Here is a 26,788-nt window from a genome sequence, read left to right as displayed (position 1 = left end):
CTGAGCTGAGCCGACTCTCACTCGATCGTGGGGTATTCCGTGAGAAATTCACGCTTATTGCTGCTCGCTGCCCTGCTGCCCGGATTGTTCGTCGCCGCACCGGCGCACGCCGATCCCTTGGCCGCACCGCTCGGTCCGGCACCCGTCGAAGCCGCCCCGGCGGCCTCTTCGGCGAAGGAGGGCCCGTCCGCGTACGCCGTGGCCGCGCCCGACGACGGTCTGGTCACCACCAGCGCGACGTCGCGGGTGGCACCGGGACTGAGCCTCACCGAATTCGACCGGTACGACCCGGCGGGCTGGATCCGCGGCGACACCCTCGCCATCGACCTCACCAGCAAGACGCTGAAACCGACTTATCTCAGCCCCGGCACGGTTTCCGCGCGGACACCGCTTTCGCAGCAGGTCGCCAGGGCGGGCGCGGTCGCCGGGGTGAACGGCGACTTCTTCGACATCAACGCCAGCGGCGCGCCGATCGGTGTCGGCATCGACGCCGGAAAACTTCAGACGGCGCCCGCGCGCGGCCACAACCTGACCGCGTCGATCACCGAAGAGGGCAAGGCGAGGCTCGCGGAGGTGTTCCTCGAAGCGTCGGTCACCCTGCCCGACGGCAAGGTCGTGCCCGCGTCGAACTTCAACAGCCCCGTGCTGAGCGGCGACGCGATCGGCGTCTACACCCCGCTGTGGGGCGCGTCTTCGCGGCGGACCTCGGTCGCGGGCGCGCGGCGCGTCGTCGAGGTCGAGGTCTCCGGCGGCGTCGTCACGCAGGTGCGGCCGCAACCCGCCGACGGCCCGATCGCGGCAGGCGCGACGGTCCTGCTCGCCCGTGACGGCGGCGTGGACCCGTTGTCCGGCTTGAAGATCGGCGACCGGGTGGGCGTCGCCTACGCACCGAAGAGCGACGCGGGCAAGCTGTCCGTCTCGATCGGCGGGAACAAGGTCCTGCTGCGTGACGGCGCGGTCCAGCCGGTCGACAACGTCGCCATGCACCCCCGGACCGCGGTCGGGTTCTCCGCCGACGGCACGAAGATGTGGCTGGCCACGGTCGACGGCCGCCAGGCCGACAGTCGCGGGATGACGGAACTGGAACTCGCCCGCCATCTGAAGTCGCTCGGCGCGGACGACGGCATCAACCTCGACGGCGGCGGCTCCTCGACGATGCTCGCCCGCGAGGAGGGCGAGCAGGCGCCGCTGATCCGCAACTCGCCGTCGGACGGCGGGGAACGCTTGGTACCCAACGGCATCGGCGTCGCCACGGTGCCGGGCAGCGGGCGGCTGACCGGGTTCTCACCCCGTCCCGCGCAGGACACCGCCGACGCGGCGCGGGTGCTTTCCGGGCTGACGCGGAAACTCGCCGCCGGAGGCCACGACGAGACCGGTGCCGCCGTCGACGGTGAAGCCCGGTGGCTCAGCACGAATCCTTTGCGTGGCAACGTGACCGATGGCGTCTTCACCGCGCACGCCGACCGGCTCCGGCCGGACGCGCCCGCGAACGTCGAGGTCTACGCGAAGCGCGGCGGAGTCCTCGGCAAGACGACGCTGAACGTGCTCGGTTCGCCCGTCCGGCTGGGCACCAGCACCGAACAGGTCGCGTTGTCTGGAGAGGGCGCGCGGAGCACGTTCAAGGTCTTCGGCTACGACGCCGACGGTTACGGCACGTGGATCGAGCCCGACGACGTCAAACTCGACTACGACCCCGCCGTGGTGCGGATCGAGCCGTCCGGCGACGGATTCGCGGTCACCGCGCTGAAGGCTTCGGGTGCTTCGGCGATCACGGCCACCGCGGGCGGGAAGTCGACGCATCTGGCGGCGTCGGTCGGCACGGAATCCCGGGTGGTGGCTTCCTTGGACGGTCCGGCGGGCTGGAGCGCCAGTGTCTTCCCGGCCGTCGTGGGCGCCGCGCTTTCCGAGGCACCAGGCCGTGACGGCGGCCGCGGGCTGGCGCTGGACTACCGGCTGAACGGGACCAACGCCACGCGCGCGGCGTACGTCAACTCGGCGGCGCCGATCGCGCTGCCGCCCGGCACCCAGCGTGTCGGCCTGTGGGTCAACGGCGACGCGAAGGGCGCCTGGCTGCGGGCGGAACTCCGCGACACCGCCAACGTTCCGTCCCTTGTGGACCTGTCGCTGAGTGTGGACTGGACGGGCTGGCGCTACGTCAAGGCGGCGATCCCGGCCGGCCTTCCCGACGGGCAGCGGCTGACGAAGTTCTACGCCGTCGAGAACGTCCCGGACCAGCAGTACGAAGGGCGGCTGGTCTTCGACGACCTCACCTTCGAGGTCGCGCCCGCGGCGAGTGTCCCGGCCGATCCGGCGCCGCGTGACCCGGCACTGATCACCGACGGCACCGCGACCGGCGGCCTGCGGATCGCCGTCGTCAGCGACGCGCAGTTCACCGCCGACGCCCCGGACGGCCCGCTGGTCGCCCAGGCCCGGCGCGCGCTGCGCGAGGCGGTGGCGGCGAAACCGGACCTCGTGCTGATCAACGGGGACTTCGTCGATCGCGGCACGGCCGCCGATTTCGTGCTGGCGCGCTCGGTCATCGACGAGGAACTGGTCGGCAAGGCGCCCTGGTACTACGTCCCTGGCAACCACGAGGCCGACGGCGGGCACGGGCTCGCCGAGTTCCAGGCGGCGTTCGGGCAGACCCATCGCGTCGTCGACGTCGCCGGGATCCGCCTGGTGCTGCTGGACTCCTCACGCGGTTCCCTGCGCGCGGGCGGGTTCGACCAGATCCGGATGCTGCGCGAGGCGCTGGACGGCGCGAAGGCCGACAGGGGCATCCGCGGCGTGGCCGTCGCGATGCACCATCCGGTCAAGGACCCGAGCCCGGCCGGGAATTCGCAACTGGCCGACCGTAAAGAGGCCGCGCTGCTGACCGGCTGGCTGACCGCGTTCGAACGCGAGTCGGGGAAGCAGACGGCCGCCATCGCTTCGCACGCGGGCGTGTTCAGCCTGTCGCGGGTGGACGGCGTGCCGTACCTGGTGAACGGCAACTCCGGGAAGTCGCCCGCGGCGGCGCCCGGCGACGGCGGGTTCGTCGGCTGGACGATGGTCCGGTTCGAACCGGGGGACAAGGCGCAGCCGGTGCGCTTCGAGACGCGGCCGAACGTCGACGCGCTCACTCTGTCCGGGCCTTCGACGCTGGCACGCGGGGAGAAGGCGGACGTCCGGGCCACGGTGACACAGGGAGCGCGTCAGGTGCCGGTGTCGTACCCGGTCAGCGCGGACTGGACGGGCGGGTGGGGCACGCACGTCGCCGACGGGTTCCGGCCCGCGATGCCGTGGGACGTCGCGTCCTTCGACCCGGGGACCGGTGTGCTGACCGCGTTGCGGCCGGGGGTCGCGCGTCTTTCGGTCACCGTCAACGGGGTCACGCGGAGCCTTTCGGTCACCGTCCGCTAGCGCCAGGCGGCTTCGTCCTGGGTTTCCGCGGGTCGTGAGTGTTGAGTGTCGTTCTAACGACACTCAACACTCACGACCAGGAGCTTTCGGGGCTGGTGACTGGGGTGGTGGCTCTGACCGATGGTGTGGCATCGGCGAGCGTGGAGGATTCGGGACGTTCAACGTCCCGAATCCTCCACGCTCGAGCGCGTGCCGCGGTTCCTGAGTGCCGCGACCAGGCCTTACCCGCAAGCAGTCGACTACTCGCGAGTGTCCTCATCGCGAACGCCATGAAAGGTCCTTTCCTTGCAAATTTCGCAAGGAAAGGACCTTTCATTGCACCCGTCAGGCGGCTTCGTCCCCTTCTTCGACCGTGCCCGGCAGCGCCGGTCCCCGCGGCGGGATCGCCTCGGCGCCGGCCGGGTCCACCGTCCGCACCGAACCGTCGGCCGCGGCCTGCGCGATCGCGAGCATCGACGCCAGCGCGTCCTGGATCTGCTGCTGCTCACGCTCCGGGATGAGGCTCAGCTCGATCAGCACGCTCCCGTTGCCGAGCAGCCCGTACCCGTTACGCGCGATGCCCTGATAGTCACCGCCCGGATACTGCGAAACGTAGCCGCCGTTGCCGTCGATCGACCGCTGCACCACGACCGCGATCTGCTTCGCGAAGTCCACATCGGACGGTTTCACGCCGGGATGTGTCGGCCACATCGTCGAAGCGGTGATCTCCTTGCCGTTGGCGTCCAGGTACCGGCCCTGCATGTGGTAGTCGACCATGATGTCCGGCTTGAACGACGCGTTCCGCCGCTGGATCAGCCCTGCCTCGGTGGCCGGATTGTCCTTCGGCGCGACGGCCGGGTCGTGGTAGCGGTTGATGTCGTAACCCTTGCCTTTTTCGCCGTACTCGGGAGTGGCCTTCGGGTCGTAGTTGTAGCGCCAGTCGTGCTCGTGCCCGTCGGGGTTGGCGCGCACGACGATGTCCACGGTCACCTTCGCGAGCAGCTTCTGAGCCCACGCGCTGTGCCCGACGCCGACCTTGCGCAGGAACTCGAGCGCGGCGGGCGTGCCGAGCGGCTCGTCGCCGTGCTGCTGGGTGACGTACTGGATCCGCGTCTTGCCGTGGCCGACCCTGGCCGCCCACACCGGACGGCCCTGGTTGCTGCGGCCGATCTCGCTCACCCGGATCTTGCCGTGGCTGAGCAGCGCCAGTTTGTGCAGTTCGAAGGCCAGCTTGGCGGTGGAAGGCCGAGGATCGACGATCCGGCCGTCCACAGTGGTCCCGGCCGTCGTGCTCTCGACTGCTTGGGCGGCGGGAGCCACCAAGAGCCCGGCGGTGACAAAAACGGACAACAAGGCGATTTTGGGCTTCAGACTCATGGTCGGTGAGTATCGACGAGCCGGGACCGTCCAACAAGGGTGCCGGTAAACCGGTCGAATTTTGTCGGTGGCAGGTCCTAGGGTCTTCATCGTGGGTGACTCAGAGCACGAACCGGCGATGGTGCAGGCGAAGGCGTTGGTCAAGCGCTTCGGCGACTTCGAAGCCGTACGCGGGATCGACGTCGATGTCCGCCCGGGGGAGGCGTTCGGCTTCCTCGGGCCCAACGGCGCGGGCAAGTCCTCCACCATGCGGATGATCGCCAGCGTCTCGCCCCGCAGCGACGGTGACCTGCGGGTCCTCGGTATGGACCCGGATCTCGAAGGGCCGAAGATCCGCGCCCGCCTCGGCGTGGTGCCGCAGCAGGACAACCTGGACACCGAGCTCACCGTCCGCCAGAACCTGCAGATCTACGGCCGCTACTTCGGCCTGTCCCGCGCGCACGTGCGGAGCAAGGCCGAGGAGCTGATGGAGTTCGCCCAGCTCACCGACCGGGCGGACGCGGAGGTCGATTCGCTCTCCGGCGGGATGAAGCGGCGGCTGACCATCGCGCGGTCCCTGGTCAACGATCCGGAACTGCTCCTGCTCGACGAGCCGACCACGGGGCTGGACCCGCAGGCCCGGCATCTGTTGTGGGACAGGCTGTTCCGGCTCAAGGCGGGCGGGACCACGCTGATCATCACCACGCACTACATGGACGAGGCGGAGCAGCTCTGCGACAGGCTCGTCGTGATGGACAACGGCCGCATCGCCGCCGAAGGCTCGCCCGCGGACCTGATCAGCCGGTACTCCACCCGTGAGGTCGTCGAACTGCGGTTCCCGAACGGCGAACAGGAGACGGCCGCGAAGCGGATCGAAGGCCTCGCCGAACGCGTCGAAGTGCTCCCGGACCGCGTCCTGCTCTACACGATGACGGGCGAGGCCACCCTCGAACAGGCGCACGCGCGCGGGCTGCGGCCGCTGTCGAGCCTGGTCCGCCGCAGCTCGCTGGAGGACGTCTTCCTCCGCCTCACCGGCCGGACGCTGGTGGACTGATGACCACGGCGGAGACGAAGACCTCGACGGGCCGGGTGGTGCCTGCCTGGCTCGGCGCCTGGCTGCGGGTCGAGGCGTACTGGATGTGGTACCGCCGGTACTGGCTGTCCACGTTGTACTCGACGGGTCTGCAACCGGTGCTGTTCCTGGCCGCGATGGGCCTCGGTTTCGGCTCACAGGTGCGGGCGGGCGCCGCGACGGGCGGGTTCCCGTACCTCGAGTACGTCGCGCCCGCGCTGCTCGTCGCCGGTGCCGCGCAGCTGGCGGTGGGGGAATCCAGCTATCCGGTGCTGTCCGGGTTCAAATGGCAGCAGAGCTACGTGGCCGTGACCGCGTCGCCGATCACGCCGGGACAGGTGCTCGGCAGCCAGATCATCTGGGTCGGGATCCGGCTGACCCTGGCCGGAACGATCTACGCCGTCATCGCCGCGCTGTTCGGCGCGTGGACCGGCTTCGGCGTACTCGCGGTCATCCTGATCGGGACGCTCACCGGTATCGCCTGCGGCACCCCGGTGATGGCGCTCGCCGCGACCACCTACGACGAGGGCGCGCGGTTCGGCCTGGTGTTCCGGTTCATCCTGATCCCGATGACGTTGTTCTCCGGCACGTTCTTCCCGATCTCCGAACTGCCGGCCCCGCTGATGTGGATCGCCTGGCTTTCCCCGCTGTGGCACGGCAACGAGGCCGCCAGGGCGGTCAGCCTCGGCACCGTCGGCCCGCTCGCCACGCTGGGGCACCTCGCCTTCCTGATCGTGCTGGCCGGGGTGGGCTGGGCGCTGGCGCACAAGTACTTCTACCGACGGCTGGTGGTCTGAAGTGGCTGTTCTCACCGAGGCCCCGCCGCGCGGGGTGCTGCTGCGCGTCCTGCCGCCGTCGATGTACAGCGGCCGGTCGAAGGCGGTCATGGAACGCACGTTCCTGACCTACTCGCACGTCTGGATGCTGTTCGTGTCCGGGGCCTTCGAGCCGCTGTTCTACCTGATGGCCTTCCAGCTCGGCTTCGGCAAACTCGTCGGCGAGGTCGTCGGTCCCGGCGGCCAGGTGATGAGTTACGTCGCCTTCGTCGCGCCCGGCCTGCTGGCGGCATCGGCGATGAACGGCGCCATCCTGGACTCGACGTACAACCTGTTCTTCAAGCTGAAGTACGCGAAGCTGTACGACGCCATGCTCGCCACCCCGATCGGCCCGCTGGACATCGCGCTCGGCGAGGTCGGCTGGTCGGTGCTGCGCGGCGGGATCTACTCGGTGACCTTCCTCGGCGTGATGACCGCGATGGGGCTGGCCGGCTCCTGGTGGGCCGTGCTGATGATCCCGGCGGCGCTGCTGATCGCGATGGCGTTCTCGGCCATCGGCATCGTGCTGGTGACCTTCCTGCGCTCGGTTTCGCAGTTCGACTACATCAACCTCGTGCTGATGCCACTGTTCCTGTTCTCCACCACGTTCTACCCGCTTTCGGTGTACCCGGAGGCGATCCAGTGGATCGTGCGGATTTTCCCGCTGTACCACGGGATCGAGCTGATGCGCGGGCTCTCGGTCGGGGTGCTGTCGTGGGGGATGCTCGGGAACGTGGCGTATCTGCTGGCGCTTGCGGCGGTCGGGATCTACGCCTCCTCGAAAAGGTTCGGGAAGCTGCTGCTGCGCTGACCGCGACACGCGTTCAGAGGACTAAATGCGGGGCGCCGGACCTCAACGCGCCGGGTTCGGACCGCTCACCCGCGGCGCGACGGCGGCCAGCGCGTCGACCATCCCGTGCCCGTAGAAGCCGTTGAACCCGGCGTACCCGGTGCAGTACGCGTCCTGCGAGCCGTCACCGGTCAGGTCGTAGTCGGCGGGGCAGGCGATCGGCGTCGCCTGCGCGTCCAGCGTCCGCTTCAGCTGGCGGGCGCCGTAACCGGGGTGCTCTGAAGCGAGCAGCGCCGCGACACCGGCGACGTGCGGCGCCGCCATCGACGTCCCGCAGAGCGGCGCGTACCCGCCTGGAACGGTCGAAAGCACGCATCGCCCGGCCTCGCCGCCGGGGGCGGCCACGTCGATCACGCCCAGCCCGTACGAGCTGTAGCCGGCCTTGACCCGGTCCGCGCTCACGGACGAGACCGCGACGACGTCCGGCAGGCCGGCGGGCAGCGCCTGGCAGCCTTCGGCCTGGGTGCCGGACCCCGAGTGCGGCGACGGCACCAGCCCGACGGCCTCGTTGGTCGCCGCCGCGACGGTGAGCGTGCCCACCGAGGTCGCGTATTCGACGGCGCGCGCCATGACCTCGTTCACCACGCCCCGCGCGTCGGCGTGGGCGCACGAGAGCGACCACGGATCGACGAAGTAGCTGCTGTTCGTCACGGTCATGCGCTGTGACGCTGCCCACATCAGCCCGCAGACGGCGGCCTCGGGGTCGGCGTACCCGCGGTCGTCGATCACCTTCACCGAGGCGATCCGCACGCCGGGCGCCACGCCGGTGACGCCCTTGCCGTCGTCGGCCGCGGCGATGATGCCCGCGACGTGGGTGCCGTGCGCCGACGTGGTCGCGGCCCAGTTCCGGTCGGGCGCGCCGGTCAGGCAGCCCGCGGACCTGTCCGGGTCGAGGGCGGCCGTCAGCTCGGGGTGGGTGGCGTCGACGCCGGAGTCGAGGACGCCGACGACGACGTCCGGGCGGCCCCGTTCGATCGTGCGGGCCTTGTCGGCGCCGATCGCGCGCATGTCCCACTGCTCGGCGGTCCGGTCGGCCGTGGGCACCTTCGCCGGATCGGTCGGTTCGAGTTCGGCGCGCGCGGGCGCCGGTTTGGCCGGCGGCGTGCCGGTGGCCCGCTGCACCGCGAGGCGTTCCGCCTGCGCGCTGAACGCTGCGGCCGGCTTGACCAGCTCGGCGAAGTCCCGGTCGGCCGAGGTCGCGACGGCCACGGCGATCTGCGGGTAGTACACGGTCGCGCTGCCGCAACCGGCGGTGATGGCCGCCCTGGCCTCGGCTTCGGAGGTACCCCGGTCGAAGGCGACGACGTACCGCAGCGTCCGGCCGGCGGGATGGCACGATGACTCCGCTTCGGCCGTCGCGACGGCGGCGACCGAACCGCAGAGCACCACCAAGGCGCATACGGCCGCTCGCAGGGACCGCCCCAGCAGGGACACCGGACCTCCCAGCGGAGAACAAGGGGACTACCGGGGACGCCTCGGCCTGGGCTTCGCCATCCCCGAGCGGCACGCTAGCCACCCGCGGCCGGGTCGACAAGCTCTCCTGTGAAGTTCGCCCGGCCGGTGGTCGCGGCGCGCCCGGGAGTCAGGCCTGTGGCACCGAGTACACCGGAGTGGGGCCGGTGTGTGGGATACTCGCGGTGGCCGCTGGCCGACGGGCACACGTGAGAGGTGGCGCCCGCGGTCTTGTGGCCCGGTGGTGTGCTGCACATCCTCCACACGCGTCGCCGCCTTCCCAGGCGGCTCGACGACGTGGCGGGCGGCCCGATGTCGCGAACGTGGCCAGCGCTCCGCCGAGCAGACCTTCAGCCGTATACGGCGCCCGGTCAACCCGGCGCCGTCGCGGTGCCGGGCAAGGATTCCCGCTGCTGGTGACCACCACGGCGGAACGAACAGAAAGGGGCCCCTGCGCGGCCGCGTCGAGCCGGTGTGAGCCAGCCGACGCGCCCGGGGGCGGAGGAGATATATGTCGAACGCGGACACACCCGCCGTCACCGGCGGGAATACCGCCACACCCATCGCAGGCCAGCTGGCCGAACTGCCTCCCCGGATCCGGGTGCACGCCCTGGCGAAGCTCTTGGGATCCAACAGCCGTGAACTGATGGCCAAGCTCGGTGAGCTCGGCGAGACCGTCCGCAGCGCGCAGTCCAGCGTCACCCGCGATGTGGCCATCAAGCTCGCCGAAGCCCTCACCGGCGGAGACGAGCCCGAGGCAGCCGAAGCGGCCCCGGCCGCCGAAGCTCCCGTCACCGAGACTCCCGCGGCTCCCCAGCCCGAGGTCAAGGCCGAGGAGAAGCCCCAGGTCGAGCCGGAGCCCGCTCCGCAGGCGGAGGCGCCTTCGCGGCGTGTCCCGCCCGCGCTGGCCGCCCCGGTGACCCCGGAGCCGCCGCAGACCACGACCCGGCGGTCGAAGGCCGCCGTGCACGTCCCGGTCTTCGCCGCCCCTTCGCCGGTGTTCCTGCCGCCGGAGCCGGTCGCCGCGAAGCCTGTCCGCAGGCCGGAGCCCGCCTTCACGCCCGCCGACGAGCACGAGGCCGACGAGGACGAGACGCAGACCGAGCAGGCCGATCGCCAGGACGGCGCCGACGACGACGGTGATGACGCCAACGGCCGTCGCCGCCGCCGTCGGGGACGTCGCGGGCGTGGCCGGGGCAAGGGCGGCGACGAGAACTCGGCCGAGTCCGAGAACGACGACGAGCAGCCCGAGCCCCCGCGTGGCCGTCAGCCGCGCGGGAAGGACCGGAACGACAAGTCCGAGAAGGACGCCAAGGACACCGAAGCCGAAGAGGCCGAGTCCGAGAACGCCGAAGAGGCGGCCGCTACGGGTTATTCAGCGGAGGCCGATTCGGACAATGACGGCGATTCAGACAACGGCAGCAAGCGCCGCCGTCGCCGCCGCCGTCGCAAGGGCGGGGACGGCGACGACACCGCCGAGGCCACCACCGACGACCCGCCCAACACGGTCGTCCACGTGCGCCAGGCCAAGGCCGCCGAGACCGAGCGTCCCGCCAGGGACGAGGTCCGCAGCGTGCGTGGTTCGACCCGGCTCGAGGCCAAGCGCCAGCGTCGCCGGGACGGCCGGGAGGCCGGCCGCCGTCGCGCGCCGATCCTGTCCGAGGCCGAGTTCCTCGCCCGCCGCGAGTCGGTCGAGCGCACCATGGTCGTCGCCGAGAAGGGCGACTCCACCCAGATCGGCGTGCTCGAGGACGGCGTCCTGTGCGAGCACTTCGTGACGTCGTCGGGCACCGGCTCGATCGTCGGCAACGTCTACCTCGGCCGCGTGCAGAACGTGCTGCCGTCGATGGAGGCCGCCTTCATCGACATCGGCCGCGGCCGCAACGCCGTGCTCTACGCCGGTGAGGTCGACTGGGACGCCGCCGGTCTCGAGGGCAAGGCCCGCAAGATCGAGCAGGCGCTCTCCACCGGTGACTCCGTGCTGGTCCAGGTCACCAAGGACCCGGTCGGGCACAAGGGCGCCCGGCTGACCACGCAGATCTCGCTGCCGGGCCGGTTCCTGGTGTACGTGCCCGCGGGTGGCGCCACCGGGATCTCCCGGAAGCTCCCGGAGAACGAGCGCCGCCGCCTGAAGGACATCCTCAAGCGCATCGTCCCGGAAGACGCCGGTGTGATCATCCGCACCGCGTCCGAGGGCATCAGCGAGGAGGAGCTGGACCGCGACGTCCGCCGCCTCAAGGCGCAGTGGGACGTCATCAAGGAGAAGGCCGAAGCGGGCAACGGCGGCAAGAAGAACAGCGCGCCGGTCATGCTCTACGAAGAGCCGGACCTGCTGGTCAAGGTCGTGCGCGACCTGTTCACCGAGGACTTCGCCAAGCTGGAGATCCAGGGCGACAAGGCCTGGGACACCATCTACGACTACGTCCAGCACGTGGCGCCGGACCTGGCCGACCGCGTCAAGCGGTACACGGGAACCGGTTCGGCCTTCGCCGACCACCGGATCGACGAGCAGATCACCAAGGCGCTGGATCGCAAGGTCTGGCTGCCCTCGGGCGGCTACCTGGTCATCGACCGGACCGAAGCGATGACGGTCATCGACGTCAACACCGGCAAGTTCACCGGATCGGGTGGAAACCTCGAAGAGACGGTGACCAGGAACAACTTGGAGTCGGCGGAGGAGATCGTCCGCCAGCTCCGGCTCCGGGACATCGGCGGCATCATCGTCATCGACTTCATCGACATGGTGCTCGAATCCAACCGTGAGCTGGTGCTGCGCCGTCTGACCGAATGCCTCGGCCGCGACCGCACCCGTCACCAGGTCGCCGAGGTCACCTCGCTCGGCCTGGTGCAGATGACCCGCAAGAAGATCGGCACCGGGCTGCTCGAAGCCTTCTCGACGCCGTGTGAGCACTGCAAGGGCCGCGGCGTGGTCGTCTCGACCGAGCCGCAGCGCACCGCCGGTGGCGGCAACGGCCACAGCCACGGCGGTGGCAGTGGCGGTAGCGGGGGCGGCAAGGAGCAGGGCTCCCGCCGGTCCCGTGGCCGTGGCAAGGGCGAAGACCAGGGCCAGAACGAGCCCGCGGCTGCCAAGGCCGAGGCTCCGCAGGCCCCTGCACAGCGCGAGTCGGTCGTTTCGGCGGTCCAGGCCGTCGCCAACGCCGCGAAGGCGGCCAAGGGTGAGCACGCTCACGAGGTCACCGAGAACGTCGAGGGTGCCGCGCTCAACGGGCACGCGCCGCAGGCCGCCGAGTCGGCCGCTGAGCCGGTGAAGGAGCCTTCGGACGCCGTTTCCGAGGCGACCGTCGAGCAGGCGGCCGAGGCTGCTGCTGAGCCGGTTTCCGAGCCGGTCGCCGAGGCACCCGCGACCGAACTCGCCGGTGAACCGGTGACGACCTCGGACGACGAGGCCCCGGCTGTGCGCGAGGAAGAGATCGCCGTCGTCGGGGAATCGGGCCCGGAGCCCGAGGCTCCCGAGGTTCCGGTGTCCCGGGAGGAGACCGGACCCGAGGTGGACGTCCCGGCCCCGGCCGGCCGCTCCACCACCCGCCGTCGTCCGCGACGGGCGGCCTCGCGGCCCGCGGGTCCCCCGGTCAAGGCGTCGGAACAGAGCTAGCGAACACCTAGGGGCACCCCGGTGTGATCGCACCGGGGAGGCCCCCGTAACCTGTAGAACGGCCCGCACCTAGAGCGGGCACCTTGCGCAGACCTTGGACCGCCGAGAGAGATCCGGCGGGCCGGTTACGCAAGCCCCCACCCGTTGTCGAGTAAGCAGGAGACTTCCGTGTCGGCGTACGCGATCGTCAAGACTGGCGGCAAGCAGTACAAGGTGGCCGTCGGCGACGTCGTCGAGGTCGAGAAGCTCGAAGGCGAGCCGGGTACCGAGCACACCTTCCCCGCAGTCCTTTTTGTGGACGGTGGCGACGTCACCACGGACGCCGACGCTCTGGCGAAGGTCTCGGTCACCGGCAAGGTCGTCGAGCAGACCAAGGGTCCGAAGATCCGGATCCACAAGTTCAAGAACAAGACCGGCTACCACAAGCGCCAGGGTCACCGGCAGAAGCTGACCCGCGTCGAGGTCACCGGCATCTCCAAGTAGGACTTTCTCCGGATCTTCGTCAGAAAGAGGATTGAGCCATGGCTCACAAGAAGGGTGCGTCCAGCTCCCGCAACGGTCGCGATTCGAACGCGCAGCGGCTGGGCGTCAAGCGTTACGGCGGCCAGGAGGTCAACGCCGGCGAGATCTTGATCCGCCAGCGTGGCACCAAGTTCCACCCCGGCGTGAACGTCGGCCGTGGCGGCGACGACACGCTGTTCGCGCTGGCCGCCGGTGCGGTCCAGTTCGGCGAGAAGCGTGGCCGCAAGACGGTCAACATCGTGCCGTCCGAAGCCTGAGTTTCGGCTTCGAGCAAGAACCTCTGACGAGGGGTGGGGCCGGAATATCCGGGCCCACCCCTCGTTTGTTTTGTATAGCCCTGTCTTTCGCGAGTGAATAGAGGCAAGTCATGGCGTCCCGTTTCGTGGACCGCGCGGTGATCCATCTGACCGCCGGCGACGGTGGGAACGGCTGCGCCTCGGTGCACCGCGAGAAGTTCAAACCCCTCGGCGGCCCGGACGGCGGCAACGGCGGCAACGGTGGCGACGTGCTGCTGATCGTCGACCCGAACGTCCACACCCTGCTCGACTTCCACTTCCGCCCGCATGCCCGGGCGGGCAACGGCAAGATGGGCCAGGGCGGTAACCGGTCCGGCGCGGCGGGGGAAACGCTGGAAATGCGCGTCCCGTCCGGCACTGTCGTGATGACCGAGGACGGCGAGATCCTGGCCGACCTCGTCGGCCCGGGCACCACCTTCATCGCCGCTCAGGGCGGCCGTGGGGGCCTCGGGAACGCGTCGCTGGCCTCCAGCACCCGCAAGGCACCCGGGTTCGCCCTGCTGGGCGAGCCGGGGGAGAGCCGCGACCTCGTCCTGGAGCTGCGTTCCGTCGCCGACGTCGGCCTGCTCGGCTTCCCGTCCGCGGGCAAGTCGTCGCTGATCTCGGTGCTGTCCGCGGCCAAGCCGAAGATCGCCGACTACCCGTTCACCACCCTCGTGCCGAACCTCGGCGTGATCACCGCCGGATCGACCGTGTTCACCATGGCCGACGTCCCCGGCCTGATCCCCGGCGCCAGCGAGGGCAAGGGCCTTGGCCTCGACTTCCTCCGCCACATCGAGCGTTGCGCGGTGCTGGTGCACGTCATCGACTGCGCCACCTTCGAACCCGGCCGCGACCCGGTGTCCGATATGGACGCCCTCGAAGAGGAACTCGCCCGCTACACCCCGAGCCTCGGCGGTGACCTCGCCGACCGGCCGCGTGTGGTGGTGCTCAACAAGATCGACGTCCCGGACGCCGCCGAACTCGCCGAGTTCGTGCGCCCGGAGCTGGAAGCCCGCGGGCTCAGCGTGTTCGAGATCTCCACGGCGACGCGGCAGGGGCTGAAGGAACTGACCTACGCGCTCGCCGCCGTGGTCGAGAAGTACCGCTCCGAGCAGCCGGAACCGGAGCCGGAGAAGGTCGTGCTGCGGCCGATGGCCGTCAACGACGCGGGCTTCACCGTCGAGCACGATCCGGACGAGGAAGGCGCCTTCATCGTGCGCGGTGTCCGTCCGGAACGGTGGATCCGCCAGACGAGCTTCGGCAACGACGAGGCCGTCGGCTACCTCGCGGACCGGTTGCAGCGCCTCGGTGTCGAAGAGGCACTGGCCAAGAAGGGCGCCGTCCCCGGCAGCCCGGTCACCATCGGCGACGTCCAGTTCGAATGGGAGCCGTCGACCCCGGCCGGGGTCGCGGTGCACATGTCGGGCCGGGGTACGGACGTGCGGCTGGAGAACAACAACCGGATCGGCGCCGCCGAACGCAAGGAAGCCCGCCGCGTCCGCCGTGACGGCCCGGACGGTGTCGAAGACGAGATGGACGACGAGTGAGTTCGACCCGTGAGGCACTCGCCTCCGCGAAACGGGTGGTCGTCAAGGTCGGTTCCTCCGCGCTGACCACCGCCGGTGACGGCCTCGACGTGGCCAGGCTGGACGCGCTGGTCGACGCGATCGCCGGCCGGGTCTCCCGCGGCACCCAGATCGTGCTGGTGTCCTCGGGGGCGATCGGCGCGGGACTCGCGCCGCTCTCCCTCGGCAAGCGACCGCGCGACCTCGCCACCCAGCAGGCCGCGGCCAGCGTCGGGCAGCTCGCGCTGGCCCACGCCTACGCCGAGTCGTTCGGCCGGTTTTCCCTGACTGTGGGCCAGGTTCTGCTGACGTCGGACGACGTCGTCCGACGCTCGCACTACCGCAACGCGCAGAACACCTTCACCCGTCTGCTGGCCCTCGGTGCGGTGCCCGTGGTCAACGAGAACGACACCGTGGCCACCGAAGAGATCCGCTTCGGCGACAACGACCGGCTCGCCGCCCTCGTGGCGCACCTGATCGGCGCCGACGGGCTCATCCTGCTGTCCGATGTGGACGGTCTGTACGACGGGGATCCCCGTGACGGCGCGACTCGCAAGATCGCCGAAGTCGCGGACGAGTCCGATGTGGACGGGATCACCGTCGGCATGTCGAGCTCCGGGCTCGGTACCGGCGGCATGGTCTCGAAGCTCGCCGCGGCCCGTACCGCCGCCGGCGCCGGCATCCCGGTCCTGCTCGCCGCCGCCTCCGAGGCCGCACGCGCCCTCACCACCGCCGAGGTCGGCACGGCCTTCGCCGCCGCGGACTCCCGGCTGTCGGCCCGCCGGTTCTGGCTGGGCTACGCCGCGGGCGCGTCCGGGAAACTGCACCTCGACGACGGTGCGGTCACGGCCGTCGTCCGGCGCCGCCGTTCCCTGCTGGCCGCCGGGATCACCGGCGTCGACGGCGACTTCCAGGCGGGCGACGTCGTCGACCTGGTGGATCTGCGGCAGCGCACCGTGGCGCGGGGCGTCGTCGCCTTCGACGCGGGCGAACTGCCCGACCTCATCGGCCGCTCCAGTCACGACCTGCCCGCCGAGCAGCGGCGCGAGGTCGTCCACGCCGACGACCTCGTCCCCCTCAGCCGCTAAAGCACCGAGCCTCCCTCGAGGAGGTAGCGGGGGACCTTTGCTATCGCTTCTTCGGATCGGCGAGGTGCCCGATGAGCAGCGCGAGCTGATCACCGTAGGCGTCGGCGAACTCGGGTGAGTTCGGGTCCTGGCCTGAGACCGCGCGCACCACGCGGGGGAGCGCCAAGGCCGCGCTGGACGCGGCCATGAAGATCACCAGCAGGAACGCCGGGTCGAGGTCCTCCGGGAAATCACCCGCGGCCTGACGCGCCCGGACGTACTCCACCTGTCGCTGGAGGAAGTCCCGCTGGCCTTCGACGCCGATCGCGTCGGGGGCGCCGTCGGTCAGGTTCTCCCAGAGGAACAGCTTGGCGAGATCGTGGTCCCGGATCCCCGACTGGACGAAGAACCGGACGACCTCCGCGAACGGTCTGTCGTGCTCGGAGGCCGCGACGTAGTCGTCGTACATCGTCGCGGTCAGCGCGTTGTACAGCCCTTCCTTGCCGCCGAAGTAGTACGAGATCAGCTGCTTGTTCACGCCTGCCTTCGCGGCGATCTCGCTGACGCGCGCGGCGGCGTAGCCCTTCGCGCCGAACTCGGCCTTCGCCGCCTCCAGGAGTAGCGCTTTGGTGCGTTCGGGATCGCGCTGGCGCTCGACAGGAGCGCGACGGGGACTGCGCGGGGCGGCGTCGGACATGCGTTCACCTTAGTCGCTGACTCTTTCAAACGTCTGGTTGACTTTATTATCCCTTTGGTTGATAGTGGACCGCGGAGAGAGGAGAGCGCATGACCACGAGAATCGCGATCATCGGTGGCGGGACGGGCGGGCTCTGCCTGGCGCATGGGTTGCGCAAGGCGGGGATCGACGTGTCCGTCTACGAGCGCAGCCGCACCCGCACCGAACGGCTGCAGGGCTATCGCGTCCACATCAACCCGCACGGCTCGGCCGCGCTGCACGAATGCCTGCCCTCCGGGCTCTGGGAACGGTTCCTGGCCACCACCGGCACGACGAACGGGGCGTTCACGTTCCTGACCGAGCGGCTGAACGAGCTGATGGTGATCGACAGCGAGCTGACCTGGAGCCCGGACCCCGCGTCGAGCCACCATTCGGTCAGCCGGATCAGCCTGCACCAGGTGCTGTCCGACGGACTCGACGGAGTCCTGCGGCACGACAAGGAATTCGTCGGGTACCGCCGCGAGGGCGAAGTGGTCGTCTGCGAGTTCGCCGACGGGAGCACGGCCGAGGCCGACCTCGTCATCGGTGCCGATGGGGCCAATTCGCGGGTGCGCAAGCAGTTCCTGCCCGAAGCCGCCCGCGTCGACACCGGGATCATCGCGATCGCGGGCAAGCATCCGCTGACCGAGGAGGCGCGCAAGCGGTTGCCTGCGCGGCTCACCGACGGCCCGGCCATGGTGATGCCCCGGACCGGCGCGGGACTGTTCAGCGCACCGCACGAGTTGAGCGGCGCCGTGTCGGTCAACGACGAGACCGCCGGGTACGACCCCGTCCTGTTCGACAACACCTCGAGTTACGTCATGTGGGCGTTCGCGGCGGACAATCGCCGCTATCCGGACGATCTGTCCACAAGGGACGGTGAAGCGCTGCGGTCTCTCGTGCTGGACCTGATCGACGGCTGGGACCCCGCGTTCAAAGAGCTGGTCGCCGGCTCACCCGCGGGCACGGTGTCCCGGCTGCCGATCCTCACGTCGAAACCCGTCGCGCCGTGGCCCACGAGCAACATCACCCTGCTCGGGGACGCGATCCACAGCATGACACCGTTCCGCGGCATCGGTGCGAACACCGCGCTCCGCGACGCGCAACTGCTGTGCCGCAACCTCGTCGCGGCACAGCGGACCGGTGCCGTGCGCGCCGCGGTCGCCGACTACGAGCAGCGGATGCGGGACTACGGTTTCGCGGCGGTGCGTGACTCGGAGCGCAGCGCGCGCCAGTTCGTGTCGGAGAACCGGGCGGGCCGCACCATGGCGCGCGGGATGTTCCGCTTCTTCCAGGCCGTTCCCCCGTTGAAGCGCAAGGTCTTCAGTGACCACGGCGACTCATAGCCGGTCAGGACTGGGGATGCCGAGCAGGGACAAGCCCAGCGTCAGCGTCTTCGACGTGAGACCGGCCAGCAACAACCGGGAGTCGCGGACGCCGGGACCCTCGGCGTCCAGCACCGGGCACTGTTCGTAGAACCGCGAGAACACGACCGCGGTTTCGTAGAGGTAGGCGCACAGTTTGTGGGGGTGATGTCCCGAGGCCGCCGCGCCGACGGCTTCGGGGAACCGGATCAGGGCGAGGGCCAGTGCCCGTTCGGCGGGATGACCGAGCCGGACCCGCGCACCGGTGAGATCCTGGTCCGCCTTCGCCAGCACGGAACGGATCCGGGCGTTGGCGTACTGCAGGTAGACCGAGGTGTTCCCGTTCTTGGAGAGCATCCGTTCCCAGGAGAAGACGTAGTCACGCTCGCGATCGCCGGAAAGATCGGCGTACTTGATCGCGCCGATCCCGATCGCCCTGGCGACCTCTTCCCTGACCTCGGGGGAGAGGTCGCCCCGGCCCTCGATCACCGCGGCGGCCTGGGAAACGGCTTCGGTGAGCAGATCGGAAAGACGGACCGACTCACCTGAGCGGGTCTTCATGGCGCGGCCGTCTTCCCCGAGCACCGTGCCGAAGCCGATGTGTTCGGCCCGATGCTCCTCGCGGAGCCAGCCGGCGGCCCGGCAGACGGCGAACACCATCGCGAAGTGCTGCGCTTGGGGTGCTCCGACGACGTAGAGCAGGTCGGTGACGCCGCGCTCCTCGGTCCAGTAGCGCACGGTCGCGAGGTCGGTGGCCGCGTAGCCGTAGCCGCCGTCCCGTTTGCGCACGATGAGCGGCAGCGGCTCGCCTTCCCGGTTACGGAAGCCGTCAGGGAAGACGCAGACGGCGCCGTCGCTGATCTCGGCCAGCCCGGCGGCGGTCAGATCGTCCACGACAGCGGCGAGAAACGGGTTGTAGAAGCTCTCGCCGTAGACGTCGTCGCTCGACAGGTCGATCCCGAGAAGGTCGTAGACCTGAGCGAAATGCCGTGTCGACTCGTCGACCAGACGCCGCCAGAGCGTCAAGGTCGCCTCGTCGCCACTCTGCAGCCGCACCACTCGCTCCCGTGACCGGGTGGCGAAGTCCTCGTCGGTATCGAACTTCGCCCTGGCCGCCTGATAGAAGCCGTTGAGATCGCTGATCGCGTGAGGTCCCGACGGGCGTTCGTCGAGCAGGTGCTCGATGAGCATGCCGAACGGGGTCCCCCAATCGCCGAGATGGTTGTGCGGGACGACCTCGTGCCCGGAGAACCGCAGCAGCCGGGCGATGGCGTCGCCGATGATGGTCGCGCGGAGATTCCCGACGTGCATTTCCTTCGCCACGTTCGGGCTGCTGTAGTCGATCGCGATCCGCCGCGGACGCGGTGTCGTGGCGGCGCCCAGCCGGGGATCGCCGTCGAGCGCGGTCGTCCGGTCTTCCAGCCACGACTCGCGCAGCGTGAAATTGAGGAAACCCGGTCCCGCGATCTCCGGTGGTTCGGCGAGATCGGCGACGTCGAGCCGTGCCGCGATGGCGGCGGCGATCTCCCTGGGTGCCTTACCGAGCCGTTTGCCCAGGCTCATCGCGAGATCGCACTGGTAGTCGACCCCGCTCCGCGAGGAGGCCCGCACCAGGGCGGCCGCCGGCTCGATGTCGGTGACGTGGCGAAGGGCTTCCACCACGCGTCGCGACAATTCCTCGCTCACATCGCCGAACAACACGGTGCCCCTCCTTCGCGCTCGTCGTAGAAGCGCGAGGGTAGCCACCTCGCCCCGCCTTCGGCGACGGAGTTTTCAGCGCAGGTCGCTGCCCTTGGTCTCCGGGAGGGTCCGGATGACGAAGAACGCAATCGCCGCTCCGGCCGCCACGTACCAGAAGAACAGTGTCGACAGTCCGGCGTCCGACAGCGCGGTGAGGACCAGGGGAGCGGTGCCGCCGAACAACGCGACGGTCAGGTTGTACCAGGCGCCGATGCCCAGTCCGCGCAGTTCGGTGGGGAACAGCTCACTCATGATCGCGGGCGCGATCGACGTCATCGCGGTGTACAGGCAGAGCCCCACGCAGAACACGACCAGCAGCCCCGGCAGTCCCGGCCGGACCAAAGTGGACAGTGGAACGATGAGGATCGCGGTCGCCGCCGCCCAGACGAGCAGTTGGGGCTTGCGGCCGAAGCGATCCGACAGGGCGCCCATCGGATATTGCAGGGCGACGAACAACGCCGTCGCGATCGACAGGGCGAGGAAGACGTCGACATCGTCGGCCTTGCGGGTCTTGACCGCGAACGAGGTCAAGGCGCTGAAGAAGGTGTAGTAGCAAAGGGTCGAGAGCATCGAGAAACCCACGAGCTGAACGACGGCGCGGGGGTGTTCGCGAAGGGTGGTGCGCAGTGGCCGCTCGACGCGAGGTGCCGTCGACTTCCGCTCTTCGAAGATCTCGGTCTCGGCGAGACTGCGCCGCAGCCACAGGCCGATGATGCCGAGAACACCGCCGAGCAGGAACGGGATCCGCCAGCCGTACGCCGTCAAGTCCGCTTTGGACATCGTCCGCGCGAGCACGAACCCGAGGACCGAGGCGAGCAGGACGGCCGAACCGGTGGAGATGTAGAAGAAGGCGGAATACCGCCCTCGCCGGGTCGGCGGCGCGATCTCACCCAGGTACGCCGAAGCGTTGGAGACCTCGCCGCCGAGTGACAGTCCCTGCGCCACCCTGGCCAGCAGCAACAGGATCGGCGCCAGCCAGCCGACCTGGGCGAAGGTCGGCAGGAGGCCGATGGCCACCGAACCGCCCGCCATCAGCACGATGGTCAGGAGCATCGCGGGCTTGCGGCCCTTGACGTCGGCGAAGCGGCCGAGCAACATCCCGCCCAGCGGCCGGAAGAAGAACGCCAGCGCGTACGTGGCGAAGGTGTTGATCAACGCGAGGGCTTCGTTGCCCTTCGGGAAGAACTCACTCGCGAAGTAGATGCTGAACGTGGCGTAAATGGTCCAGTCGAACCACTCCAGCGCGTTCCCGACACTGGCGGCGAACAGCTTGCGTACCGGGAGCCGGTGTCCGAGCCGTTCCGTCGTTGAGTCCGCCATCGGCACCTCCGTACTCGCGCGTGGGCGGAACCTTGCCAGAAAGTTTGCGTTGGGGAAAGAACCTGTCGCATGCCGGGATCGGTTCCGGCTCAGCGTTTCTGCGTCACGAGGTGCTGGCGAGAGCGAACGGCAGAACGGCGCGGGCCCCGGCCTGGCGCAGCAGGCGCGCCGACAGCGTCATGGTCCAGCCGGTGTCGATCAGATCGTCGACCAGAAGGATCGGGCCCTCGGCCGCGGCGACCCCGGCCGCGAGGTCGTCGGGAAGGCTGAGCCGCTTCCACAGATCGGCCAGCCGCTGCGCGCTGTTCGCCTGGCGCGGGGGCGGCCCCGCCGAGGCGAGGGTGCCGAGATACTCCAGCCGTCCGATCGAGGCCAGCTTGGTCGCCAGACTGTGGACCAGCTGGGGACGAGTGGCCGACGGGATCTCCACGACCGCGACCGGGCGTTCCGCCCACTGCCAGCCCTTGAGAACTTCGATACAGGCCTGGAAGACCGGATCGGGAAGCTCCGCGTCGGTGGCCGACGGGCCGACGAGTTCGCGCAGCCGCGTACCCCAGCCGACGTCGGTCACCCGGCCGACGACCTGGCCGGTTTCCGCCTGCTCACCGGCCGGCAGCCGTCCGGAGAGCGGGACTTCCAGCCCCGCCATCCCGGTCGGCCACATCTTCCGGGGCGCGACCTCGACCCCGGGGCGGCGCAGACGCTGGCGGGTGGCATCGACGACGTCATCGGAAACCGTGGTGTCCCAATGCTTCCCGGTGCAGTTGTCACAGCGCCCGCAGGGTGTCGCTTCGGGGTCGTCCAGCTGCTTTCGCAGGTATTCCATCCGGCAGCCGGTGGTTTCGAGATAGGCGAGCATCGCGTTCTGTTCGTTGGTCCGCGCCGCGCTCACCCGGGCGTAGCGTTCCCTGTCGTAGGTCCACTCTTCGCCGGTGCCTTCCCAGCCGCCCTTCACCCGGCGGACGGCGCCGTCGACGTCCAGCACCTTGAGGACCATCTCCAGCCGCGACCGGGACAGCTCGACGTTCGGTTCGAGCGCGGGTGTCGACAGTGGACGGTCCGCGTACGCCAGCGCGTTGAGGACCTGGGTCACCCGCAGTTCGTCCGGGAACGCCAGCGAGCCGAAGTACGCCCAGATGTCCTTGTCCTCGTGACCGGGCAGCAGGATCACTTCGGCGCGGTCGACGCCACGTCCGGCACGGCCGACCTGCTGGTAGTACGCGATCGGCGAGGACGGGGCGCCGAGGTGGACGACGAAACCCAGATCCGGCTTGTCGAAGCCCATGCCCAGGGCCGAGGTGGCCACCAGCGCCTTGACGTTGTTGTTCAGCAGATCGTCTTCGGCCGCCTGCCGGTCCGCCGGATCGGTCTTCCCGGTGTAGGCGGCGACCGGGTATCCGCGCTCGGTCAGCAGGCCCGCGACGTCGTGCGCGGCCGCGACGGTGAGCGTGTAGATGATCCCGGATCCCGGCAGTTCCTCCAGGTGTTCGGCCAGCCAGGCGAGCCGGGCCTGCGAGGTCGGCAGCTTGGCCACCGACAGGTGGAGGCTTTCGCGGTCCAGGGGACCGCGCAGGACGAGGGTGCCGCCGCCGTTGCCGATGCCCAGCTGCTCGGCGACGTCGGTGGCCACCCGGTCGTTCGCGGTCGCGGTGGTGGCGAGCACCGGCACGCCCTCGGGCAGATCCTTCAGCAGTGTCCGCAGCCGCCGGTAGTCCGGCCGGAAGTCGTGGCCCCAGTCCGAGATGCAGTGCGCCTCGTCGACCACGAGCAGACCGGCGCTCGCGGTCAGTTTCGGCAGGACGGTGTCGCGGAAGTCGGGGTTGTTGAGCCGTTCCGGGCTGACCAGGAGGACGTCGACCTCGCCGGCCGCGATCGCGGCCTGCACCTGGTCCCATTCCTGCGGGTTCGCGGAGTTCATCGTCGCGGCGTGGATCCCCGCCCGCGCCGCCGCGGAGATCTGGTTGCGCATCAGCGCGAGCAGCGGCGAGATGATCACCGTCGGGCCCTCGCCGCGTTCCCGCAGCAAAGCGGTGGCCAAGAAGTACACCGCCGACTTTCCCCAGCCGGTGCGCTGCACAACGAGCGCGCGACGGCGGTGGGCGACCAGCGCCTCGATGGCCGTCCACTGGTCGTCGCGCAGCCGGGCGCCATCGCCCGCCAATGCCCGGAGGAGGGTCTCGGCGCGTTCCCGGAGAGTCGATGTGTCCACGTCCCCACCTCTACCCCATGCCACCGACGAAGGCGCGATCGGCATCTCGTGAACGGACCGTTCATCCATGGAACGGACTGTAATGTGACCTAGATCACCACCTGTCGGTGGGTCCGGCGACCCGAGCGGGGAGCCGGTGGCGGTGTATAGGCTCACGACCCATGTCACCACGCCGGATCGGGGTCATGGGCGGCACCTTCGACCCCGTGCACCACGGGCACCTCGTCGCGGCCAGCGAGGTTCAGTCACGGTTCGCGCTCGACGAGGTCATCTTCGTGCCCACCGGTCAGCCGTGGCAGAAGTCCGACCGGGTGGTCACCCGGGCCGAGGACCGGTACCTGATGACGGTGATCGCGACGGCGTCCAACCCCGTCTTCTCGGTCAGCCGCGTCGACATCGATCGCGTCGGGCAGACCTACACCGTCGACACCCTGCGCGACCTGCGCGCGGAATATCCCGACGACCAGCTGTTCTTCATCACCGGCGCGGACGCGCTCGAACAGATCCTCACCTGGCGCAACGCCGACGAGCTGTTCGATCTCGCGCATTTCATCGGCGTCACCAGGCCGGGTTACCGGCTCAATTCGCAGCATCTGCCGAGCGGGAAGGTGAGCCTGGTCGAGGTGACCGCGATGGCGATCTCGTCCACCGCCTGCCGCGAACGGGTCGAGGGCGGGGAACCCGTCTGGTACCTCGTCCCCGACGGTGTGGTGCGCTACATCGCCAAAAAGGACCTCTATCGCAAAGACCGTGGAGCGTGACCGGGTACCCTCGTCGGGCGCACCCGCGAGTAAAGCCATCTGTTTGAGGAGAACTGTGACAGCCACGTCCGAGGCACGAGAGCTGGCCGTAGCGGCCGCCCATGCGGCGGCGGACAAGAAGGCGAGCGACGTGGTCGTGCTGGACGTGTCCGACCAGCTGGTGATCACCGACGCCTTCGTCATCGCGTCCGCGCCCAACGAGCGCCAGGTCGGCGCGATCGTCGACAACGTCGAGGAGCAGCTGCGCCTCAACGGGCACAAGCCGGTCCGCCGGGAAGGCGCCCGCGAGGGCCGCTGGGTCCTGCTGGACTACGTCGACGTCGTCATCCACGTCCAGCACCAGGAGGAGCGCTCCTTCTACGGTCTCGAGCGGCTCTGGAAGGACTGCCCGCGGATCGAGGTCGCCGGTCTGGCCGTGCCGGCCGACGGTGACCCAGCCGAGGAGGACCCCGCCGACGCGCAAGGCGCCTCGTGAGTCCGCGGCGGCTGGTGCTCTGGCGCCACGGCGAGACCGACTACAACGCGGCGGGCCGGATGCAGGGGCATCTGGACTCCGCGTTGACGCCGGTCGGCTGGAACCAGGCCCGGTTCGCCGTCCCCGCGCTCGCCCGGTTCTCCCCGGACCTGGTGATCGCCTCGGATCTGCGCCGCGCGACCGACACGGCCACCGTGCTCACGGAGGCCATCGGCGTCCCGCTGCGGATCGACAAGCGCCTTCGGGAAACCCACCTCGGTGAATGGCAGGGTTTCACCGGCAAGCAGGTCGACGAGGCCTACCCCGGCGAACGTGCCCACTGGCGGGTCGACGCCACCTGGGCGCCGCCCGGCGGCGAATCACGGGTGGACGTCGCCGCACGCGCCCTGGAAGTCGTCGCGGATCTCGACCGGCCCAACGCCGACGCCGGTGACACCGTGCTGCTGGCCACGCACGGTGGCCTGATCATCGCGCTGACCGCGAAGCTGCTCGGTCTGCCGGTGCCGTCCTGGCCCGCGCTGGGCGGGATCGCGAACTGTCACTGGGTCGAGCTGACCCGGCGCGACGGGAACTGGCGCCTGGCCGCCTACAACGCGGGAATCACCGGCTGACCCATGGCCCCGCGCCTGCTCGTGTTCGGCGATTCCCTCAGCTTCCACGGCCCGGACGGCCCCCTCGCGGCCGACGACGCGCGCCTGTGGCCCAACATCGCCGCCGAAGCGCTCGGCGGTGGCGCGGACCTCGTCGCCGGGTTCGGCTGGACGGCCCGTGACGCCTGGTGGTCCCTGATCGGGGATCCGCGGGTCTGGGCCGATCTCCACCACGTCGACGCCGTCGTGCTGGCCGTCGGGAGCATGGACACCCTGCCCTCGCCGTTGCCCACCTACCTGCGCACCGGCCTGCGTTATCTGCGGCCCGACCCGCTGCGGCGGGTCGTGCGCAAGACGTACCTGGCCGCGCAGCCCCGGCTCGCGATCGCCCTGCGAGGGCGCCCGGTGGTCTTGCCCGCGAAGCTGACCGTCCAGTACCTCGACACCGCTGTCGGAGCCTTGCGGGTGCTGCGGCCGGAGCTGCCGATCTTCGGCATCCTGCCGTCCGTCCACCGGTCCGCCGCCTACGGGCGCGTGCACACCGCCCGCGCCGGTGCGGCCGCCGCCATCGCGGCCTGGGGGCGCCGCGCGGACGTCCCGCTGCTGGATCTCGAAGCCGTCGTCGGCGACCACGTGCTGAGCGGCCGGGGGAATCCGGACGGGATGCACTGGGGCTGGGAAGGACATGCCGCCGTCGGCGCGGAGATGGCCCGACTGATGGCTCCGGTGCTGCGCCCCGCGGCAACGTAGGCTGGCTGGCGTGTCGGTCGCCGTAGTCACGGATTCCACTGCCCATCTACCGGAAGGCTTCGCCGAACGGAATGGGATCCGGGTGGTCCCGCTGCATGTGCTCGTCGACGGCGTCGTCTTCCTCGACGGCGTCGAAATGGGTCCGGCCGCCTTGGCCGAAGCGCTCGGTAAACGCAGCTTGGTGACGACGTCCCGGCCGACACCCGCCGAATTCGTCAAGGAGTTCCGCGCCGCGCTGGCCGAGGGCGCGGACGCCGTCGTGTCGGTCCACCTGTCCCGTGAGCTGTCCGGGACCTGGGAGGCGGCGGTGCTCGCGGCCCAGGAGGTCGGGCCGGACAGGGTGCGCGTGGTCGATTCGCGCAGCACCGCGATGGGGCTCGGCTTCGCGGCCCTGCGGGCGGCGAGCGCCGCCGCGGCCGGAGCCGATCCGGTGGAGGTGGAAGCGGCGGCGGTCGACGCGGTGAGCCGCTCGGAGACCCTGTTCGCCGTCGAGACCCTCGAATACCTGCGCCGCGGCGGGCGGATCGGCCCGGCGGCGGCCCTGCTCGGCACGGCGCTCGCGGTGAAACCCGTGCTCCACATGTCCGAAGGCAGAATCCAGCCGCTGGAAAAGGTCCGGACGATGAACCGCGCGGTGGCGCGGCTGGTCGAACTCGCCGTGAAGGCGGCCGACGGCGGCCGCGCCGACATCGCCGTCCACCACCTGGCCTCACCGGAACGCGCCGTCGAACTGGCCAACCGGCTGGAGGAGTCCATCAGCTGTCCGGAGGGATGTGTGGTGTCGGAGCTCGGCGCCGTCATCGGGGCCCACACCGGCCCCGGTGTGCTCGGTGTGGTGATCCAGCGGGCGGGTCAGCGGGCTTGACCACCCGCCAGGTCTTGCCCCGCTGACC

21 protein-coding genes are annotated in these 26,788 nt (G+C 70.0%); 15 read left to right on the top strand and 6 right to left on the bottom strand.

Annotated elements, in window-relative coordinates; translation table 11 throughout:
• Positions 1-57: 57 nt before the first annotated feature.
• On the top strand, positions 58-3,402 hold the full coding sequence (locus tag SD37_RS31190; protein ID WP_044855979.1) for a phosphodiester glycosidase family protein: 3,345 nt from the start codon (positions 58-60) through the stop codon (positions 3,400-3,402).
• 324 nt (positions 3,403-3,726) lie between these two features.
• On the opposite strand, the gene SD37_RS31185 is transcribed toward SD37_RS31190, so the two are convergent.
• Positions 3,727-4,758, bottom strand: coding sequence for a M14 family zinc carboxypeptidase (locus SD37_RS31185; protein ID WP_052675148.1), 1,032 nt, complete (start codon positions 4,756-4,758; stop codon positions 3,727-3,729).
• 118 nt (positions 4,759-4,876) lie between these two features.
• Here SD37_RS31185 and SD37_RS31180 point away from each other — a divergent pair, with 118 nt between their 5' ends.
• From SD37_RS31180 to SD37_RS31170, 3 genes are read left to right on the top strand one after another with little or no spacing between them, the layout of a single operon-like run.
• Positions 4,877-5,791: an ABC transporter ATP-binding protein gene (locus SD37_RS31180; RefSeq protein ID WP_044856053.1), complete on the top strand. Its 915-nt coding sequence runs from the start codon at positions 4,877-4,879 to the stop codon at positions 5,789-5,791.
• Complete coding sequence (locus tag SD37_RS31175) at positions 5,791-6,606, top strand: ABC transporter permease (RefSeq protein ID WP_044855980.1); 816 nt, start codon at positions 5,791-5,793, stop codon at positions 6,604-6,606. The genes SD37_RS31180 and SD37_RS31175 overlap by 1 nt, the downstream gene beginning before the upstream one ends.
• A gap of 1 nt (position 6,607) precedes the next feature.
• Positions 6,608-7,435, top strand: coding sequence for an ABC transporter permease (locus SD37_RS31170; protein WP_044855981.1), 828 nt, complete (start codon positions 6,608-6,610; stop codon positions 7,433-7,435).
• Between the two features lie 42 nt (positions 7,436-7,477).
• On the opposite strand, the gene SD37_RS31165 is transcribed toward SD37_RS31170, so the two are convergent.
• A complete protein-coding gene (locus SD37_RS31165; protein ID WP_044855982.1) occupies positions 7,478-8,908 on the bottom strand; it encodes a S8 family peptidase in 1,431 nt (476 codons plus the stop codon).
• A gap of 529 nt (positions 8,909-9,437) precedes the next feature.
• Between SD37_RS31165 and SD37_RS31160 the strand changes: the two genes are divergently transcribed.
• The 5 genes from SD37_RS31160 to proB all read left to right on the top strand — a co-directional run bounded on the left by SD37_RS31160 (position 9,438) and on the right by proB (position 15,992).
• Positions 9,438-12,539, top strand: a complete 3,102-nt coding sequence (locus SD37_RS31160) for a translation initiation factor IF-2 N-terminal domain-containing protein (RefSeq protein ID WP_044855983.1) — start codon at positions 9,438-9,440, stop codon at positions 12,537-12,539.
• A 168-nt stretch (positions 12,540-12,707) separates the two neighbouring features.
• Positions 12,708-13,022 carry a 50S ribosomal protein L21 gene (gene rplU / locus SD37_RS31155; protein WP_005158538.1) on the top strand — a complete coding sequence of 105 codons (315 nt, stop codon included), beginning with the start codon at positions 12,708-12,710 and terminating at the stop codon, positions 13,020-13,022.
• 38 nt (positions 13,023-13,060) lie between these two features.
• On the top strand, positions 13,061-13,318 hold the full coding sequence (gene rpmA, locus SD37_RS31150; protein ID WP_003067129.1) for a 50S ribosomal protein L27: 258 nt from the start codon (positions 13,061-13,063) through the stop codon (positions 13,316-13,318).
• 110 nt (positions 13,319-13,428) lie between these two features.
• A complete protein-coding gene (gene obgE, locus SD37_RS31145; RefSeq protein WP_044855984.1) occupies positions 13,429-14,886 on the top strand; it encodes a GTPase ObgE in 1,458 nt (485 codons plus the stop codon).
• Positions 14,883-15,992 carry a glutamate 5-kinase gene (proB, locus tag SD37_RS31140; protein WP_044855985.1) on the top strand — a complete coding sequence of 370 codons (1,110 nt, stop codon included), beginning with the start codon at positions 14,883-14,885 and terminating at the stop codon, positions 15,990-15,992. The genes obgE and proB overlap by 4 nt, the downstream gene beginning before the upstream one ends.
• A 40-nt stretch (positions 15,993-16,032) precedes the next feature.
• Here the strand turns inward: proB and SD37_RS31135 are convergent, their stop codons facing one another.
• Entirely contained in the window at positions 16,033-16,668 is a 636-nt protein-coding gene (locus SD37_RS31135) for a TetR/AcrR family transcriptional regulator (RefSeq protein WP_044855986.1), read from the bottom strand.
• A gap of 89 nt (positions 16,669-16,757) precedes the next feature.
• Here SD37_RS31135 and SD37_RS31130 point away from each other — a divergent pair, with 89 nt between their 5' ends.
• Positions 16,758-18,032, top strand: a complete 1,275-nt coding sequence (locus SD37_RS31130; RefSeq protein ID WP_044855987.1) for an FAD-dependent oxidoreductase — start codon at positions 16,758-16,760, stop codon at positions 18,030-18,032.
• Here SD37_RS31130 and argS read toward each other — a convergent pair.
• From argS to SD37_RS31115, 3 genes are all read right to left on the bottom strand, one after another.
• On the bottom strand, positions 18,027-19,751 hold the full coding sequence (gene argS, locus SD37_RS31125) for an arginine--tRNA ligase (RefSeq protein ID WP_044855988.1): 1,725 nt from the start codon (positions 19,749-19,751) through the stop codon (positions 18,027-18,029). The two genes, SD37_RS31130 and argS, sit on opposite strands and share 6 nt — an antisense overlap.
• A gap of 72 nt (positions 19,752-19,823) precedes the next feature.
• A complete protein-coding gene (locus SD37_RS31120; protein ID WP_044855989.1) occupies positions 19,824-21,110 on the bottom strand; it encodes an MFS transporter in 1,287 nt (428 codons plus the stop codon).
• A 103-nt stretch (positions 21,111-21,213) separates the two neighbouring features.
• The gene (locus tag SD37_RS31115; protein WP_044855990.1) at positions 21,214-23,319 is read right to left on the bottom strand and encodes a RecQ family ATP-dependent DNA helicase; all 2,106 of its coding nucleotides are present in this window, start codon (positions 23,317-23,319) and stop codon (positions 21,214-21,216) included.
• A gap of 161 nt (positions 23,320-23,480) precedes the next feature.
• Here SD37_RS31115 and nadD point away from each other — a divergent pair, with 161 nt between their 5' ends.
• From nadD to SD37_RS31090, 5 genes are read left to right on the top strand one after another with little or no spacing between them, the layout of a single operon-like run.
• Positions 23,481-24,080 (top strand): nicotinate-nucleotide adenylyltransferase, encoded by a 600-nt coding sequence (nadD, locus tag SD37_RS31110; RefSeq protein ID WP_081736408.1) that lies wholly within the window; start codon positions 23,481-23,483, stop codon positions 24,078-24,080.
• Positions 24,081-24,135: 55 nt separating this feature from the next.
• On the top strand, positions 24,136-24,555 hold the full coding sequence (rsfS, locus tag SD37_RS31105) for a ribosome silencing factor (RefSeq protein ID WP_044855991.1): 420 nt from the start codon (positions 24,136-24,138) through the stop codon (positions 24,553-24,555).
• Positions 24,552-25,166 carry a histidine phosphatase family protein gene (locus SD37_RS31100; RefSeq protein ID WP_037310656.1) on the top strand — a complete coding sequence of 205 codons (615 nt, stop codon included), beginning with the start codon at positions 24,552-24,554 and terminating at the stop codon, positions 25,164-25,166. Before rsfS ends, SD37_RS31100 begins: the two co-directional genes overlap by 4 nt.
• Positions 25,167-25,169: 3 nt before the next feature.
• The gene (octT, locus tag SD37_RS31095; protein ID WP_044855992.1) at positions 25,170-25,895 is read left to right on the top strand and encodes a diglucosylglycerate octanoyltransferase; all 726 of its coding nucleotides are present in this window, start codon (positions 25,170-25,172) and stop codon (positions 25,893-25,895) included.
• 10 nt (positions 25,896-25,905) lie between these two features.
• On the top strand, positions 25,906-26,760 hold the full coding sequence (locus SD37_RS31090) for a DegV family protein (RefSeq protein ID WP_044855993.1): 855 nt from the start codon (positions 25,906-25,908) through the stop codon (positions 26,758-26,760).
• The last annotated feature ends 28 nt before the right edge of the window (positions 26,761-26,788 follow it).

The sequence above is a fragment of the Amycolatopsis orientalis genome, assembly GCF_000943515.2.
GTDB lineage: Bacteria > Actinomycetota > Actinomycetes > Mycobacteriales > Pseudonocardiaceae > Amycolatopsis > Amycolatopsis orientalis.
This window is presented reverse-complemented; position numbering and strand designations above follow the sequence as displayed.